Source organism: Mesorhizobium sp. WSM4814 (assembly GCF_055811595.1).
In genome coordinates, this window is record NZ_JBVVQT010000001.1 from 583,345 (window position 1) to 600,374 (window position 17,030).

Consider the following 17,030-nt stretch of genomic DNA (forward strand, 5'->3'; position numbering starts at 1 on the left):
CCATCCCAGCCAGTCGTTCGACGCTCATTTCGGGCGTTCTGCGGCTCTGGTGTTTGAACCAGCCGGACGCGCCATTTCCAGACATTCCCGTCGCTTTTCAGGAGCGGACCTTCGCTTGTCGTCCGAAACCGACCCTAAGCGGAAGCTCGTTCGCCCCGGCTGAATCACGCCCATGACCCAAAGCTGTCATTCCGCCCGAACGTGTCGTAGTTTCTAATGGCTCTGCCGATGGGAGGGGTCATGTCCGAGCGCCCGATTGCCCTGACATAAGGCGCTGGTATTGTGTAGTTACTGGGCTCCAAAGCGGAGCCGTCACACGTGGGAGGAGTCCGAGCGTGGTCGAGAGCGCCGTGCAGCGCCGTTTGGCGGCCATACTCGCTGCCGATGTGGTCGGTTACAGCCGGCTCATGGGCCATGACGAGATGGGCACGCTGACTACGCTGAGAGCGCTGCGGGCCGAGCTGGTCGATCCAAAGATCGCCGAACACATGCGGAGGATTTTCAAGGCGACCGGCGATGGGGTTCTGGCTGAGTTCCCCAGCGTTGTTAACGCCGTTGCCTGTGCGGTCGACATCCAGCGGCGGCTGGAGGCGCGCAACGCCGACTTGCCAGAGGACTGCGCGATCCGACTGCGGATCGGGGTCAACCTGGGCGATGTCATCGTCGAGGGCGAGGACATCTTCGGAGACGGAGTGAATATTGCGGCTAGACTTGAGAGCGTCGCCCCGGCCGGTGGCATAGCGGTGTCGGGCACAGTGCGTGACCATCTGGGCAACAGCTCTGTGCGAGCAGATCAAGTTGGGCAATGACATCACCAATCTCGTAAACCTTGAACGGGGCTACTAAGGGCTCGTATGGCAATAACTGCTTCAGTTCCTTGACGGGATTCGGCCACCTAATGAACCTAATCGATTTGATCATTTCTGTACGGACCATAACTGCGGGCTAAGATGATCAAGGTAATCTTTTCCCCTCGCCGAGCCGATCTCCTGGCTGCCAACAACCGCCAGCTTTTCTTTCGTTGAAGCAGCGTTGAAGCAGCCATTCTTTTTTTCGCCTGTTTTCCTATGCTGTGTGTCCGGGCAGCAACGTTTGCCGTATTCGGCGATCTGCTGCAACGGAGTATTTGACAGTTCGATGAATGAACCGTCATAAAGCCGTTCGAAGAGGGGGCGCTTCAGAACTGCGATGCGGGGGCCGGTAAGTTTTTCGCTGTTGTTGACGGCGCTCGTCGGCATCCAGCCGGCGGCGGCCGATGTTGTGCCGCGCAACCAGCCGGCGGCCGGGTCGGTCATTGCCCGCAAATCGGGCGAGGAAGTGCGCTTCCTAGAATTCGCCTCTTGGCAGGTGGTCGATCTCAGGCAGGACGTCGTCCCCGGCGACTATCTGCGCACCAACGCCACCGGCAGCCTAGCAGTGCTGTTTGCCGACCGCACCCAGATGCGGCTTGGCCGCAATACGACGCTCCTGGTCAAAAAGATCGGCGCGGCGTCCGACACTGAGTTCAAGCTGGAGAGCGGCACCATCTGGGCGCGAGCAGAGCGCGGCGGCGAAGGGCTGACCATCGACACGCCCGCCGCCGCCGCCGCCATCCGCGGCACCGACTGGACGATGACCGTCGACGGCAACGGCCGCACCTCGCTGATCGTGCTGGAAGGCACGGTAGAACTCGCCAACGAATTCGGCTCGGTCAGCGTCGCCGAAGGCGAAGCCGCGGCGGCCACCATCGGCTCGGCGCCGACGAAGGTCGTCATCGTCGATTCGGACGACCGCGAGCAGATGCTGTTCTACTACTCCTTGCGCGACGCTTTCACCGTCCTGCCAGCATCGGCATTGTCGAGCCTGGACATGCGCAAGGCGCGCGCGAGGATAAAGGCGCTGGAGCCGTCGTCCCGATCCGCCGAGGACTGGGTGACATTGGCCGAGGTTAATATTGACTTTGAAGGGCGGGAAGCGGCGCACGACGCGGCCAGGCAGGCGCGACAATTCCCGCTGGCGCGCGCGCAGGAAGCCCGGCTCGATCTGATCGACGCGTTGATCGCCGGCGCCGAACAGCGCTATGCCGAGGCGGCGCATCTGTTCGAACGCGCGGCGCCGCATCTCGATCCCAGCCGGCGTGTCATGGCGCGCTATGGCGGCTACTATGCGCGCTCGCTGGCTGACCCCAGCCATGTCGAAGCTCCGCCGGTTCATGCGGATGCCGGCGTCGCCGCGGCCATCGCCGAGGCTCTGACGGCCGGATTTCTGGTCGACCTCAAAGCCGCAATTGCCGTTCTCGAAAGAGCCGAACGGCGCTATCCCGGTGATCCGACGCTGCCCGCCCTCAGGGCACAAATTGCGTTCCTGCTCGACGACCGCGAACAGGTGGAAGCGGCAATCGATCGCGCTTTGTCGCTCGACCCGGATAATATGATCGCGCTCCAAGCACGCGCCGGTTATCGGGCCGGAATCAAGAGCGATCTTGAAGGCGCGCTTGCCGACCTCGAGCGCGCGGTGGAGCTGGCGCCCGGCTCGGCGAGCTGGAACGCTCTCGGCCTCGTTCAGAGCGCGCGCGGCGCCACTCGCGAGGCGGAGGCGGCGCTAAAGCGCGCTATCGAACTCGACCCGAAAGATCCTGTCCCCCACGCCAACCTCGCCATCATCTATCTCGAGCAGGACCGCACGGCCGAAGCGAAGGCCGAAATCGACACGGCGCTCGCAGTCGATCCGGCGTTCGACATCGGGCTGGTTGCGCGCGGCCGCTACTATCTGCAGACCGGCGAACTGGACAAAGCGCGTGACGACCTGCTCGCCGGCACGACCGCTAATCCGGCCTATTCCAATGGATTGCTGCTGCTTGCCGTCGCCTATTACGAAGCCGGCGAGCTGGAACCCGCCGAACAGGCTATCGAAAACGCCGATCGCCTTGATCCGAACGATCCGGTGATTTCATCCTTCCGCACGGCGGTTGCAATCGACGAGTACGAAGCCGACAAGGCGATCGCCAGCGCACAGGAAGCGCTGAAGCGCACCAGAGCGCGCGGCGGCGACTATGCCGCGCTCAGCGCCAATCGCGACACCGGCTCGACGTTGAACGACGCGTTCCGGCTACTCAATCTCAACGCCTGGGGCCGCTACTACGGCGACGCGGTTTTCGATCCCTTCACCGGCTCCGGCTATGTCGACCAGGCGCTTGCCGGTAGCATAAATCCCTTCGTCAACAATCTGCGTTTCGGCGACGTGCCGACGGAATCGGGCACTAATACAACCAGCTTCTCATCGTTTTTCCAAGGCTTGATGCTCGACCCGCAAATGCTGGCCGGCCGCCAGAGGAGCGCCAACATTCTCCGGCGACCTTTCATCGAAACCACCGTCGGCGGGGGTTTTGTCGCCGATGACGGCGATCTGGGTTGGAACAGCGAAATCGAAACCCAAGGGTATCAAGCAGCTCCCTTTCCCTGGAGCTTCTACGGCAGGATCTACGGTTTGGAGACCGACACGCGTCGCGGCGACGATCCAGCGACCGGCCAGTTCGATCTCGAGGACCGGTCGATCACCGGCACAGGCTACATGGCCATGAAGCCGACGCCGAATGACCGGGTGGTGGCGTATATCGATGTCAAGGATTTCGAGTTCGACCTAAGCACAGTGCTGGACCCTACCGTTCTGCCGCTAGGAGGAAGGTATGCCGACACCGGCGACACCCGAACCGGCAACGCCGGGGTCGCCTGGAGCCATACATTTGGTTACCAGAACGTTGCCAGCGCGGCGCTGTTTGCGACCGACATTACGGATCGAAGCAACAGAACCCGCTTGGAGGAAATCGGCTTCGGGGAAACAGGATTCATTCTGGAGAGTGAGACCCGCCAGCAATCCTATCTCGCCGCATTCAATCACATCTACGGAACCGGTGACTTGACTCTCCGATACGGTGGTGAGGGCGGACTATTGGAAGTCTCAAAAGACGAAACGTTTTCTTTCGTGTTTCCTTTTATCCCGGACACAATCATATCCGAATCCACTACGGCAGTCGATGTCGCCATTGGGCGCGTCTATTTCGACGCCGTCTACGAGTTCAACCCCAATCTCAAAGTGGAGGGAGCCCTATTCGGCACTTATCTTGACGGTGGCACGATTGATGAACAACGCCTGGAGCCTCGCCTCGGTGTCGCCTGGACGCCTTTCGAAGGCCACTACCTACGAGCCGGGTTCCTGCGCGAAGGCTCATTCATAACGTCGGCGACCTTGGCGCCGGTCGGAATACTCGGCCTGCAATCCAATCAGAATTCTCTAGCTGTCGACGGCTTTTCGGACACGTTTGCCGCGCGCTGGGACGCCGAGTGGAACAGCCGCCTTTTTACGGCCGTCGATTACCAGCATCAGGAATTCGAGAAACTTTCGATCGGCGTTCCGGCTTCCGCCACCACAATCGATCTCAGCGAGGGCCGGCTCGACCGGATCAGCGCCACGACCAACGTCTGGATCGGCAACGGCTTCGGCGCGTTCGCGACCTTTGCCTACGCCGATTCAGAGAACGAAGATCCGACAAGTCCAAGCTTCGGGGGCCCGCTGCCCTTTGTCCCCGAAACGTCCGCGCGGTTTGGCCTGACCTGGGTTCACCCGTCCAACATCAAGGTCACGCTGGCCGGAACCTATGTCGGCTCACGCACCGGCGATGCGGCGGGGACTGAGCTCGAATCCTACTGGTCGACGGATGCCTTCCTGACCTGGGAACCTTTCGACAAACGATTTGAACTCGAAATTGCCGCGTACAATCTGTTCGACGAGGATTTTCAGGTCGCATCGTTCACCCCCGGCTGGGGCCGCAGCATCGTCGGTTCGCTGAAGGTCCGGTTCTGATGTTTGCAGGCGGGCCGTGGTGGAAGGGCCTTGGCGCTTCCGCGCCCGGAACCCCCTCCCGCCGCAACGGCATTCTTGCGATCGCGGTCCTCGCCGTGCTGCTGGTTGCTGGTCTGTCCCTGCTCACGCCATGGAAGCTCGTCGAGGCGCGCGCTTTCGATTATCTCTCGACCATTTCGCCGCCGCCCCCGCCCGATGACGGGCCGGTCATTGTCGCCATCGACGAGCCCTCGCTTGCCGAGATCGGCCTGCAATGGCCATGGCCGCGCGATCTTCACGGGCGGCTCGTCGAGGCTCTGCGCCGCGCTGGAGCGAAAGCCGTCGGGCTCGACATCATCTTTGCCGAGCCGTCGACGCCGGCCGCGGACGAAGCGTTGGTCAAGAGCCTTGGCCCGGACGTGGTTCTGGCCGGCGACGAGACGTTCATCGAGACCGAGCAGGCCGCCCAGCATGTCCGGGTCGAGCCGCTGGCCATTTTCACCGCGACGGGCGCCGCAACCGGCATCGCCTCAATCGCGCCCGACGGCGACGGCATCCTGCGGCGCGTCCCGGGCTATGCCGACGGCTTTGCGGCAGAGCTTCTGAACGCCGCCGGCCGGCCGGCCACTGTACCGCGAAACGCGCTGCTGCAGGCCTTCGGCCCGTCTCGCACATATCCGACCGTCTCCTACTATCAGGCGCTCGATCCCGACAGTTTCCTGCCGGAGAATTTTTTCCGCGGCCGCATCGTCATGGTCGGGCTCAGCCTGCAGAACGCGCCGACGCTGTCGCAAGGCGGCGCCGACATCCACGCCTCGCCGTTCACCATCCGCACCGGCAGGCTCGTTTCCGGCGTCGAGATCCAGGCGACGGTCTTCGACAATCTGGCGCATCAGCTGTTCATCGCGCGCCCCCCGGCATGGGCGGCAATTCTCTCGATCCTGCTTGGCGCGGGCATTGGCGTTCTTGCCGTCTGGAAGTCGACCGGATGGAAGACCCTGGCCGGCGCTGTGGTTGCCGTGCTGGCGCTCCTCGCCGGCAGCTATATGGCGCTGCGCTACGGCCGTGTCTTCGTCGCGCCGCTGGCGCCAGCGCTTGCCTTTACTCTTGTCGCAAGCGCGCAGGCGGCGCGCGATTTCGCGGCGGAGCGGAAGCTTAGGCGCGGCATAACGCGCGCCTTCTCGCAATATCTGTCGCCGGCCCTGGTGGAACGCCTGGCGCGCGACCCGACGCAGCTTCGCCTTGGCGGCGAGGTCCGCACGCTGACCATACTCTTTTGCGACATTCGCGGCTTCACCACCATCGCGGAGGCGATGAGGGGCGATCCCGAGCGGCTGACAACGCTGATCAACCGGCTGCTGACGCCGCTTTCCGACGTCGTGATGGCGCATGGCGGCACCATCGACAAATATATCGGGGACTGCCTGATGGCGTTCTGGAACGCGCCGCTGGACGATCCAGACCACGCCATCCATGCGGTGGAGGCCAGCCTCGAAATGCTCGCCGCGCTAGATCGGCTGAACGCGCAATTGCAGGCGGAGGCCGAAACGCGCGGCGAAACGCCGATTGCGCTGCGCATCGGCATCGGCGTCAACACCGGGCAATGCGTCGTCGGCAATGTCGGATCGGAGCAGCGCTTCGACTATTCGGCGCTCGGCGACGCGGTCAATCTGGCATCGCGGCTGGAGGGCGCCTCGAAGGATCTCGGCGTTCCGCTGGTGATCGGCCGGGCGACCGCCGAACTGGTGTCACACAGGATTCCGCTGACCCCGCTGCGCGAGATCACCGTAAAGGGGCGCGGCGAGTCTACCATGGTCTATGCCCCCGCGGCGGTAAGCGCATCGGTTTCGACAGCCGCAAGTTAGGCGGTTGTCCGTTCGCGTTCGAACAGGATTGTCGGCGACCCGTTGTAGCTCGTTCTGGTTATCTCGCGATAACCGCATTTCAGGGCGACGTTACGGAGCCGGTATTGTCCGGATCGACGATGCACACCGTCTTCGCTCCTTGAACGGGGCGTCGCCCCAGCCATGCACCGCCTTGACGATCTCGGTCGCGAACCCCTGGCCATGCCTGGCCGCGATCAGCCCCAGCCCGCTTCCGGCACGCCTTCGATGGACGGCTTCATGTCGCGTTTCAGATCGTGAAAACCGGCCTCGCCGATGAAGCGGCCGGTGGTTTTTTCCTCGACCGCCCAGAAGCCGAAGCCCAGCATGGCCCACATGCCGCCATGGCGCAGAAAATCTTCGCGAAGTCGCGGCTCTCCGCCGATGAAGCGAATCACGGCCGGATCGGACCACATGGCAGCATAATCGTCGAAATCGTCAAGCCGGTGCCCGCGCAATATGGCGCGCGGCGTCTCAATGACCGGGATGTCGATAGCAGGATGATTCGGCATGCTGCGCTCCCTCTGGGAACGCAGCGCTAGCACCTTCGATGACGCGATCAGATGGAGGTTTTGGGTCATGATCGCTGGTTCGCGGAATGTCGGCTATCAAGACGCTGTTTCGCCGCCGGAATGACCGGATAGGGTCAAATCCGCTGGTTCCGGTGAAAGTCCGCTTTCCGGGAGCAAATTTGAGCCGGGAATGCCCGACTAGGGTCACGAATGCTGGTTCCGGCCAATGTCGGCTTCCAAGACGAGAATTCGACTCCGGAAGGTCTCGAAAGGGTGAACTTATTCCGTAGCGCGAGCGAATCTGGACGACTGGAACGGGTCGACCTTTGCCGTTCCCTAACGACGCAGAACCACTCAACACTGCATCCCTCGATGTGTTTAATGCCCTTCTTAAGGAGATAGGACAGCATGTCTGCCCTGAAGGCAGCGTAGTGGCCAAAAGGGCAAAATAGCGTGGCAATCGACAACCGCCAAAAGGGCGGCCGCGAGCCGCCCTTTTTCACTGCAGTGCGAATTCCGCCACGTTGTTTCCGAATGCGCTGGCGCCGTGGTCGGCACGGCCGACCATTTGCCGCAACCCGGCGAAAAGCTCGCGGCCGAAGCCGAATTCATTGCCGACAAGATCGCTGTCCGCCGCCCGGCGCAGCGCGAAATCGCCTGCCGGCACCAGGACTTCCAGCGTACCGGCGTCGGCGTCGAGCCTGATGATGTCGCCATCATGGATCCTGGCGATCGGCCCGCCTTCGACCGCCTCCGGCGTCACATGGATCGCCGCCGGCACCTTGCCGCTGGCGCCCGACATGCGCCCGTCGGTGACCAGCGCCACATGCTGGCCGCGATCCTGCAGGACGCCGAGCACGGTGGTCAGCTTGTGCAGCTCCGGCATGCCGTTGGCTTTCGGGCCCTGGAAGCGGATGACGGCGATGAAATCGCCGGTCAACGTGCCGGCCTTGAACGCCTCGTTGAGCCCTTGCTGGCTGTCGAAAACCTTGGCCGGCGCCTCGATGATGCGCCGTTCCGGTTTCACGGCGGAAGTCTTGATGACGGCGTGGCCGAGATTGCCTGACAGCATTTTCAGCCCGCCCGTCGGCTGGAACGCCTTCTTGAAAGGCGCCAGCACCTTCTCGTCGCCGCTTTCGCGGGGCGAGGCCTCGCGCACCACGCCGCCATCGGCGCCGAGCTTGGCCTCGACCGCATAAGGCCGCAGCCCTTCGCCCCAAACCGTCTGGACGTCCTCGTGCAATATTCCCTCGTCGAGCAGTTCGCGGATCAGGAAGCCGAGCCCGCCGGCTGCGTGGAAATGGTTCACGTCGGCAAGGCCGTTCGGATAGACCCGCGCCAGCAGCGGCACGGCTTCCGAAAGGTCCGAAATATCCTGCCAGCTAATGGCGATGCCGGCCGCGGCGGCCATGGCGATCAGGTGGATGGTGTGATTGGTCGATCCGCCGGTGGCGTGCAGGCCGACGATGCCGTTGACGAACGAGCGCTCGTCGATCATCCGGCCGACCGGCGTGTAGGCGTTGCCGAGCGCGGTGATCGCCAGCGCCCGCTTCGTCGCCTCCCGGGTCAGCGCGTCGCGCAACGGCGTGCCGGGGTTGACGAAGGAGGCGCCCGGCGTGTGCAGGCCCATGATCTCCATCAGCATCTGGTTGGAGTTCGCCGTGCCGTAGAAGGTGCAGGTTCCCGGCCCGTGATAGGATTTGGACTCGGCCTCGAGCAGTTCGGCCCGTCCTGCCTTGCCTTCGGCATAGAGCTGGCGGACCTTGGCTTTCTCGTCATTGGGCAGGCCCGTCGTCATCGGCCCGGCCGGGATGAACACCGCCGGCAGATGGCCGAAGGTCAGCGCCGCGATCACCAGCCCCGGCACGATCTTGTCGCAGACGCCGAGATGGACGGCGGCGTCGAACATGTTGTGGGACAGGCCGATCGCCGCCGCCATGGCGATCACGTCGCGCGAGAACAGCGACAGCTCCATGCCGGGCTGGCCCTGGGTGACGCCGTCGCACATCGCCGGCACGCCGCCGGCGACCTGGGCAATGCCGCCGGCCTCGCGCGCCGCGTCCTTGATCAGCGCCGGGAATGTCTCGAAAGGCTGATGCGCCGACAGCATGTCGTTATAGGAGGTGATGATGCCGAGGTTCGGCACGCGGTCGCCGCCCAACGCCAGCTTTTCCGAAGGGCTGCACACGGCAAAGCCGTGGGCGAGGTTGCCGCAGGACAGCACGGCCCGGTTGGCGGTGCGGCTCGATGCCTCGGCGATGCGGCCGAGATAGGCCTCGCGCCCCGGTTTGGAGCGTTGGCGGATGCGCTCGGTGATGGCTTCGATGTCGCGTCTCGCGGTCATGGCGTCGGTCCTTTCAGGCGAGGTCCCGCAAACACGGCCGTGCGGGACCCCTTGGCAAGTTGAAATCAGGGTGCCCAGAAAACCTGTACGGGTTTCTCGGCTGCGTCGAGCACGGCGCGAATGGGCTTTCGCGTTTCCGATGCCATCGCGCTTTCGAATGCCGTGCGCTTGTCCTCGCCCTCGATGTGCAGCGCGACGAAGCCGGCCCTGACGATCCGCGCCAGCGACAGCGTCAGCCGCGGCTCGCCGGCGCTTGTCGCGTGAACCGGGAGCACGACCCTTTCCGAGGACGGGTCGAGCAGTGTTTCCAGATTGTCGGCGTCAGGAAAAAACGACGCGGTATGGCCATCGGTCCCCATGCCAAGCACGACCACATCGAGCGGCCAGGGCAGCGACCGCAACATCCTGCTATCGGCCTCCGACGTGTTGCCGACGCTTTCTGCCTCTTGGTAGAGCGGCACGAAACGTGCGGCTGCGGCGGCGTGTTGCAGAAGATTGGCGGCGACCAGCCCGGCGTTGGAGCGCGGCGAGGAGACCGGCACGCAACGCTCGTCGACCAGCGTCACCGTGACCTTGTTCCAGGCGATCGGGATGCTCGAAAGCGATGCGAAAAATTTCGCCGGCGTCGTGCCGCCCGAAACGGCGAGCAATGCCGTGCCGCGCTCAGCGATCGCATTGGTCAGGCGGCCCGCGACGTGGCCGGCAAGTGCAGCCGCCAGGTCCTGGCGTTCGGCAAATGCGTGCCAGCTGTAAGCGGCGCCGTTCAATTGCTCTCGTGCCATGTCCGCCCGTCGCGTTCGATCAGCGCAATCGAGGCCGAGGGACCCCATGTGCCGGCAGTATAGCCCTGCGCCTCCTGCCTGGCGCTTTCCCACGCGTCCTGGATCGGGTCGATCCATTTCCACGCCGCCTCGACCTCGTCGCGGCGCATGAACAGCGTCTGGTTGCCACGGATGACGTCCATGATCAGTCGCTCATAGGCGTCGGGAGCGCGGCCGTCGAAAGATTGCGCGAAGCTCATATCGAGCGGGATCTGGCGCAGCCGCATGCCGCCGGGCCCCGGATCCTTGATCATGATGAATTGCTTGACGCCTTCGTCGGGCTGCAGCCTGATGACCAGCTGGTTGGCCGAAATCGGCCCGGCGCTGTCGCCGAAGATCGAGTGCGGGATCGGCTTGAATTCGATGACGATCTCCGAGACGCGTGTCGCCAGCCGCTTGCCCGTCCTGAGGTAGAACGGCACGCCCGCCCAGCGCCAGTTGCCGATTTCGGCCTTGAGCGCGACGAAGGTCTCGGTGTTGCTGTTCTTGCCGAGCTCCTCGACATAGCCTTTCACCGGCCCGCCGGCCGAGGCCCCGGCACGGTACTGGCCGCGTACCGTGTGCTTGGGCGCTTCGTTGCCGTTGATGCGTTTCAGCGCGCGCAACACCTTCAGCTTTTCGTCGCGCACGGCGTCGGCGTCCATCGACGACGGCGCCTCCATGGCGACGAGGCAGAGAAGCTGCAGCATGTGGTTCTGCACCATGTCGCGCAGCGCGCCCGCCTTGTCGTAATAGGTGACGCGGTCTTCGAGGCCGACGGTCTCGGCCACGGTGATCTGCACATGATCGACATTGGCGGAATTCCACAGCGGCTCGTAGAGCGCATTGGCAAAGCGCAGCGCCATCAGGTTCTGCACTGTTTCCTTGCCGAGATAGTGATCGATGCGGAAAATCTGGCTTTCATGGAAATCGTCGCCGACCAAATCGTTGAGCTGGCGCGCCGAGGCGAGATCGCGCCCGATCGGCTTCTCCAGCACGATGCGCGAGTTCGGCGTGATCAGCCCGTTCTCTTTCAGCTTGTGCGAGATGTCGCCGAACAGCGCCGGCGCAACCGCCAGGTAGAAGGCGCGGATGTATTCGCTGTCGCCGATCGCCGTCTTTAATTTGTCGAAGCCAGCGCCGGTCGTCGCGTCAGCCGAGACGTAGGAAAGCCGGGCAAGGAACGTCTCCAGCTCCGCGGCGTCGATATCGGCCGGTTTCACATGGTCGGAAATCGCCTGCCTGGCGAACGCCTGGAATTCCTCGTCGGTCATTTTCGAGCGCGACGTGCCGATGATGCGCGTCGGTTCGGAAAACTGATGGCCGCGCTGGCGATGATAGAGTGACGGCAAAAGCTTGCGTTCCGACAGATCGCCGGTGCCGCCGAAGATGATGAAGTCGAAAGGGTCGACAGGAATGATCTGGCTGGTCATGGTCTGTCCGCTCTGACGCCGCTCGCTGGTGTACGCGTGGATATAATCTAATCGATTTAGATTTTCCAGTGACACGGCGTCACAGCCCAGGGCCAATCGGGTGTTGCCGATGGTCCTGAGGTGTGCCCTTGACACTGGCGCAACCCGGACGCTTGTCGGCGAGGTGGTTCCGGGAGGCCTTCGCAGATGCAGCATAGAGCGGGATCGAGGCGAAAGCCAAAGGAGAAATCGAGAGTATGTTGATCTTTCGGCGGCCCTTGCCGGAGACTGCCGGAGCGGGGAGTCTTCAATCATGAGTGAGAAAGCCATGCGCCTGGAAAATAAAGTTGCCATCATCACCGGTGCCGCGTCAGGCTTCGGCGAGGGCATAGCCAAGCGTTTTGCCGAGGAGGGCGCCAAGGTTGTTGTCGCCGACCTCAACGCCAAGGGCGCCGAACGCGTCGCCAACGAGATCGGCCGGGCGGCGATCTGGACCCAGACGGACGTCTCGACCCGTCCCGAGTTCGACGAGATGGTCTATGCCGCAAAGAGTGCCTTTGGCCGCATCGACATCATGGTCAACAATGCCGGCTACACCCATCGCAACGGCGATATGCTCGAGGTCGACGAGACGACCTTCGATCTGATCACGGCCGTCAACATGAAGGCGATCTACCACGCCGCCCTGGCGGTCGTGCCGGTGATGGCTAGGCAAGGCGGCGGCGTCATCCTGACCACGGCCTCGACGGCCGGCATCAGGCCGCGGCCCGGCCTCACCTGGTACAATGCGTCGAAGGGCTGGGCGATCACCGCGACCAAATCCATGGCGGTGGAGCTCGCGCCGAAGAACATCCGCGTGAACTGCCTGTGCCCGGTTGCCGGCGAGACCGGCATGCTGGAAAAATTCATGGGCGCCGACACGCCCGAAATCCGCGAGAAATTCCGCGCGTCGATCCCGCTTGGCCGGCTTTCGACGCCGCTCGACATAGCCAACGCGGCGCTCTGGCTGGCGTCGGACGAGGCGGCCTTCATCACTGGCGTGGCGCTGGAGATCGACGGCGGACGGTGCATCTGAGCCGTCCGGCCCTGTCGGTTTCAAGTTTGACCTGACCGTCCCTCGCACGCGGGCGGCTGATTGCGGCAGCCAAATGAGCCGTGGGCAACGTCAAAGAACGGCCTGACCGATGCTACGCGCCGGTCTTGACGAAGCTCTTGTAGATCCAGCCGCGTTTGCCGTTGTAGACGATCTGGCACCATTTCTTGCAGCCCATCACCTGAACCGAGGTCTTGGCCGGAATGGTGACGATGGCTGCCGCACTGTTCTTCGGACCGGTGCGCATGGTAACGCCCCTGAGGATACGTCCTGCCGCGCTCGCTGGCTTGGCCTCGACTTTGGCCTGGGTGCCATCCGTCTCTGTCGCGGCCGGCAGCGGCTTCGGGGTGGGGATGGCGGCGGTTGGCGCACCGTCCGTCGCCGCCTTGGCGGGAGCAGCGACTTTGGCAATCAATGCTGCCACTTTGGTTTTCGCTGCCGGATCGGCAAATGCCGCCGCGGTGGACGGCTTGTCTGCTTTTTCAGCCTGGCCCGCCGTCTGGCCGCCCGCCGTCTGGCCGCCCCCCGTCTGGCCGGATGTGGTCTTCGGTCCCGATCCTGTCCAGCGAGGATCATTGGGCGCCAGCGCCGCTATCTCGGCCTTCGCTGCGACCACCGCCGACGAAATCGCATCGGTCTTGCTCGCAGCCTGCTGTGCCGCTTCTATCCTTGCGGCCGCGGCCGCGGCCGGCACGATCCTTGTCGTTTTCACCGGAATGCTGGAAACGATCTGCTCGGGACTGGCGACCGCTTGTCTCTCGGTGGCCGGCAATGCCAGCCATAGCGCCATCGCTGCCACGCCAAGCAGCGCTGCTGTTCCAAACGCGGCGATGACCAGATGCAGGTTCGACCGGATTTGCCGCCAGAACCTGGGCTGCATGTCGTAGCCAAACTGCATCGCAAAGCGCCGTCGTTTCGGCGCGCCGAAACTGAAGGGCTCTCTCACTCTTACAACCTCCATTTGCGGGCCAACGTTCTTACGACCTGTGCCGGGAAACCGGCATCTGGTCGGCATCGGTCCCAATCCAACGCGGGCAGGCCCGCAAAATCCCCCTTCGACTGCCCAGAACCGGCATCCTTTGCCGGCGATTGTGGCATCACTGCGCCCTTGCGGCGCGGATTCTGCACCTTTACGATCGATTCTGCAACTTGCAAGGGATTTTGCAACCTGCGGTTATATACGGTCCCTCAAAGCATACCAATTGAGCGCAAAAAACAGCAGAGGCGCGCGCAAGCGCCGGCCCCCGGGAAAGGCCGGGATGTTCAGGTCCTCGATCAGCCTCAGCCGGTCCCGGTTGCCGGCGACGGTTTCGGCATAGAGCTTGCCGAAAAAGTTCGACAGCATGACGCCGTGGCCGGAATAGCCGCCGACCGAGATCACATTGGGCATCACCTCGCGCACGAACGGTTTTCGCGGCATCGTGATGCCGACATAGCCGCCCCAGCCATGAGTGATCTCGACATCCCTGAGGTCAGGGTAAAGCTCGGCGATCTGCCGGCGGATGTGGACATGGATGTCTTTCGGATCGTTGACGGCGTAGATCTCGCGCCCGCCGAACAGCAGCCGCCCATCCGTCGATTTGCGGAAGTAGCGCACGACGAAGCGGGAATCGTCGACCGCCTCACCGCCCGGCAACACGTTTGAATCCGCAAGCGGCACCGTCGCGCCGATGAAGGAGCCGATCGGCATGATATGCGCGGCGCTGATCGGCTCGAGCGTGCCGCCATGGGCGTTGACGCCGATCAGACATTTCTCGGCTGATATCGTGCCTTTCGGCGTCGTGACCCTGACCTTGCCGCCAACGGACGTGATGGCGGTCGCCGGCGTCTGCTCGAACAGCTGCGCGCCCGCCTGCGCCGCCACTTTTGCCGTGCCGATCACCAGCTTCAGCGGATGGATGTGCCCGGTGCCGGTGTCGCGGGTGCCGCCGAAATAGCGCGCCGAGCCCAACCGCTCCGCCGTCTCCCTGGCGTCCATGAAGCTGATGTGCGGATAGCCGAAGCGGTTCGCCATGATCTCGGCATGCGCCTTGTAGTCGTCGACATAGCGCTGCTTGTGCGCCACCGACATCTGGCCTTGCATGTAGTCGATCTCGATCTTGTTGACGGCGGCGAATTCGAGGAGATGCGCCTTGGCCTCTTCGGCGAGGTCGAACAGCGCCTTGGCCCGGGAAAAGCCGTATTCCGCTTCGAGCTCCTCGGCCCAGGCGCGCTGACCGGTGCCGAGCTGGCCGCCATTGCGGCCCGATGCGCCGTCGCCGAAACGATGCGCTTCGATCAGCACGACATTGCTGCCGGCCCTGGCGAGGTGCACCGCCGCCGACAGGCCGGTAAAACCGCCGCCAACGACGACGACGTCGCACCTCAGGTCACCGTCGAGCGCCTTGTATTCGGGCCGTGGACCGGCGGTGTCCTCATACCAGGACCGGCCGGGGGAGATTGAGGATTGGTAGGTCAGGATTGCACCGCCTTTCGGCGGTGGTGAATAGTGAATGGTGAATGGTGAATGGACGACGAAGCGGCTCGCTTGCCATCGGCGAAGACGTCGTTCATTTCACCATTCACCATTCACGGGACGAAGTCGCCACTCACACATTCAATAACAAATACTCCCGCTCCCACGGGCTGATCACTTCCATGAAGGTCTCGAATTCCGCCCGCTTGATCGCCGCATAGGTGGCGGCGAACGACTTGCCGAGCAGCGTGCAGAGTTCCTCGTCGGCTTCGAACAGGTCGACCGCCTCGAGCAGGCTGCGCGGCAGGTCGATCTCGGCCGCGTTGGCGGTGGTGAGAACCGGCGGTTCGGCCTTGATCTTGTTGGTCATGCCGATCAGCCCGCAGGCGAGCGATGCGGCCATCGCCAGATAGGGATTGGCGTCTGAGGAGGGGATGCGGTTCTCGACTCGCCTGGCTGCCGGGTCGGAGCGCGGGACGCGGAAGGCGGTGGTGCGGTTGTCGTAGCCCCATTTGTTGTTGACCGGCGCCGAAGCCGACTGCGTCAGCCGGCGATAGGAATTGACGTAGGGCGCAAACATCACCAGCGCGTTCGGCACATGTTTCTGCATGCCGCCGAGGAAATGAAAGAAGGCTTCGGTTTCCGAGCCGTCCTCGGCAGAAAAGACGTTCCTGCCGGTCTTCTTGTCGATGATCGATTGGTGGATATGCATGGCCGACCCGGGCTGCCCCTGGATCGGCTTGGCCATGAAGGTGGCATAGATCTCATGCTTCAGCGCCGCCTCGCGGATGGTGCGCTTGAACATGAACACCTGGTCGGCCAGTTCGATCGGATCGCCGTGGCGCAGATTGATCTCGAGCTGGCCGGCGCCTTCCTCGTGGATCAGCGTGTCGATTTCCAGGCCCTGGCTTTCGGAGAAATGGTAGATGTCGTCGATCAGTTCGTCGAACTCGTTGACGCCGGCAATCGAATAGCCGGCGCCACCGCCGATCGCCCGTCCCGAACGCCCGACCGGCGGGGTCAGCGGGTAGTCCGGATCGGGATTCTTGCGCACCAGGTAGAACTCGATCTCGGGCGCCACCACTGGCTTCAGCCCGCGCTTGTCGTAAGCGGCAAGCACACGCTTCAGCACGTTGCGCGGCGTGAACTCGACCGAGCGGCCGTCCTGGTGGACGAGGTCGCAGATGACCGCCGCCGTCGGGTCCTCTTCCCACGGCACCACGGTCAGCGTCGAAAGGTCCGGCATCAGCTTGAGGTCGCCGTCGTCTTCCGGATAGTTGAAGCCGTTGCCGTTCTCAGGGTAGCCGCCGGAGATCGTCGTCATGAACACCGCCGAAGGCAGCGCCAGCGAGGTGTTGGAGGTGAATTTCTTCGACGGCATCATCTTGCCGCGCGCAACACCGGCCTGGTCGGGGGTGATGCATTCGATATCCTCGATGCCGCGCCACGCCAGCCAGGCGCCGACTTCCTTCCAGTTTTTCACACCACGTTGATTTTTCACGAAGGCAGGCGTGCGGATACGTCCTCCGCGGCTCGACGGACGGACTTCCTTTTTTGCAGGCGGCATCATTCACCAGATTGGGTTGCGGATTTGGGAGTATAGCCGGGGCCGGTGATGGAAGGGAAGGGGAGCCGGCCCTGCCTTCGCCCGCCAGTTGAAAATCGCTCCAGGCAGCTTAGGTTCGACGTAAGTTCAATGACCTCGCTTGAAGA

At 63.4% G+C, this 17,030-nt stretch carries 10 protein-coding genes and 2 pseudogenes; 4 read left to right on the forward strand and 8 right to left on the reverse strand.

Annotated elements, in window-relative coordinates; genetic code table 11:
- Nucleotides 1-350: 350 nt before the first annotated feature.
- Nucleotides 351-806, forward strand: a pseudogene (locus AC0L2V_RS02815) (adenylate/guanylate cyclase domain-containing protein); the annotation flags it as partial.
- Nucleotides 807-917: 111 nt separating this feature from the next.
- Here AC0L2V_RS02815 and AC0L2V_RS02820 read toward each other — a convergent pair.
- Nucleotides 918-1,295 carry a hypothetical protein gene (locus tag AC0L2V_RS02820; RefSeq protein WP_473511477.1) on the reverse strand — a complete coding sequence of 126 codons (378 nt, stop codon included), beginning with the start codon at nt 1,293-1,295 and terminating at the stop codon, nt 918-920.
- On the opposite strand from AC0L2V_RS02820, the gene AC0L2V_RS02825 reads away from it, so the two are divergent.
- A complete protein-coding gene (locus AC0L2V_RS02825) occupies nt 1,261-4,839 on the forward strand; it encodes a FecR domain-containing protein (protein ID WP_473519341.1) in 3,579 nt (1,192 codons plus the stop codon). The genes AC0L2V_RS02820 and AC0L2V_RS02825 overlap by 35 nt on opposite strands.
- Nucleotides 4,839-6,683, forward strand: a complete 1,845-nt coding sequence (locus AC0L2V_RS02830) for a CHASE2 domain-containing protein (protein WP_473519342.1) — start codon at nt 4,839-4,841, stop codon at nt 6,681-6,683. The genes AC0L2V_RS02825 and AC0L2V_RS02830 overlap by 1 nt, the downstream gene beginning before the upstream one ends.
- Here the strand turns inward: AC0L2V_RS02830 and AC0L2V_RS02835 are convergent.
- From AC0L2V_RS02835 to zwf, 4 genes and pseudogenes are all read right to left on the reverse strand, one after another.
- Nucleotides 6,680-7,213: pseudogene (locus AC0L2V_RS02835) on the reverse strand (GNAT family N-acetyltransferase). The gene AC0L2V_RS02830 and the pseudogene AC0L2V_RS02835 sit on opposite strands and share 4 nt — an antisense overlap.
- A gap of 499 nt (nt 7,214-7,712) precedes the next feature.
- The gene (edd, locus tag AC0L2V_RS02840; protein ID WP_473519343.1) at nt 7,713-9,557 is read right to left on the reverse strand and encodes a phosphogluconate dehydratase; all 1,845 of its coding nucleotides are present in this window, start codon (nt 9,555-9,557) and stop codon (nt 7,713-7,715) included.
- Between the two features lie 65 nt (nt 9,558-9,622).
- Nucleotides 9,623-10,339, reverse strand: coding sequence for a 6-phosphogluconolactonase (gene pgl, locus AC0L2V_RS02845; protein ID WP_473519344.1), 717 nt, complete (start codon nt 10,337-10,339; stop codon nt 9,623-9,625).
- Entirely contained in the window at nt 10,321-11,790 is a 1,470-nt protein-coding gene (gene zwf, locus AC0L2V_RS02850; RefSeq protein ID WP_473519345.1) for a glucose-6-phosphate dehydrogenase, read from the reverse strand. The genes pgl and zwf overlap by 19 nt, the downstream gene beginning before the upstream one ends.
- A 307-nt stretch (nt 11,791-12,097) precedes the next feature.
- On the opposite strand from zwf, the gene AC0L2V_RS02855 reads away from it, so the two are divergent.
- Nucleotides 12,098-12,844, forward strand: coding sequence for an SDR family oxidoreductase (locus AC0L2V_RS02855; RefSeq protein ID WP_128247804.1), 747 nt, complete (start codon nt 12,098-12,100; stop codon nt 12,842-12,844).
- Nucleotides 12,845-12,956: 112 nt separating this feature from the next.
- Here AC0L2V_RS02855 and AC0L2V_RS02860 read toward each other — a convergent pair whose 3' ends face one another.
- The 3 genes from AC0L2V_RS02860 to AC0L2V_RS02870 all read right to left on the reverse strand — a co-directional run bounded on the left by AC0L2V_RS02860 (nt 12,957) and on the right by AC0L2V_RS02870 (nt 16,887).
- On the reverse strand, nt 12,957-13,808 hold the full coding sequence (locus AC0L2V_RS02860; protein ID WP_473519346.1) for an SH3 domain-containing protein: 852 nt from the start codon (nt 13,806-13,808) through the stop codon (nt 12,957-12,959).
- 228 nt (nt 13,809-14,036) lie between these two features.
- A complete protein-coding gene (locus AC0L2V_RS02865; protein WP_473519410.1) occupies nt 14,037-15,320 on the reverse strand; it encodes an NAD(P)/FAD-dependent oxidoreductase in 1,284 nt (427 codons plus the stop codon).
- A 130-nt stretch (nt 15,321-15,450) separates the two neighbouring features.
- Nucleotides 15,451-16,887 carry a glutamine synthetase family protein gene (locus AC0L2V_RS02870; protein ID WP_473511413.1) on the reverse strand — a complete coding sequence of 479 codons (1,437 nt, stop codon included), beginning with the start codon at nt 16,885-16,887 and terminating at the stop codon, nt 15,451-15,453.
- Nucleotides 16,888-17,030: the final 143 nt, after the last annotated feature.

Bases quoted from the DNA above. Each gene is read 5' to 3' on its own strand.
- AC0L2V_RS02855 (WP_128247804.1), top strand. From the start codon at position 12,098: ATGCGCCTGGAAAATAAAGTTGCCATCATCACCGGTGCCGCGTCAGGC.
- zwf (WP_473519345.1), bottom strand. From the start codon at position 11,790: ATGACCAGCCAGATCATTCCTGTCGACCCTTTCGACTTCATCATCTTC.
- AC0L2V_RS02870 (WP_473511413.1), bottom strand. From the start codon at position 16,887: ATGATGCCGCCTGCAAAAAAGGAAGTCCGTCCGTCGAGCCGCGGAGGA.
- AC0L2V_RS02820 (WP_473511477.1), bottom strand. From the start codon at position 1,295: ATGACCGACCCGGCCGCCGGCTGGTTGCGCGGCACAACATCGGCCGCC.
- AC0L2V_RS02830 (WP_473519342.1), top strand. From the start codon at position 4,839: ATGTTTGCAGGCGGGCCGTGGTGGAAGGGCCTTGGCGCTTCCGCGCCC.
- pgl (WP_473519344.1), bottom strand. From the start codon at position 10,339: ATGGCACGAGAGCAATTGAACGGCGCCGCTTACAGCTGGCACGCATTT.
- edd (WP_473519343.1), bottom strand. From the start codon at position 9,557: ATGACCGCGAGACGCGACATCGAAGCCATCACCGAGCGCATCCGCCAA.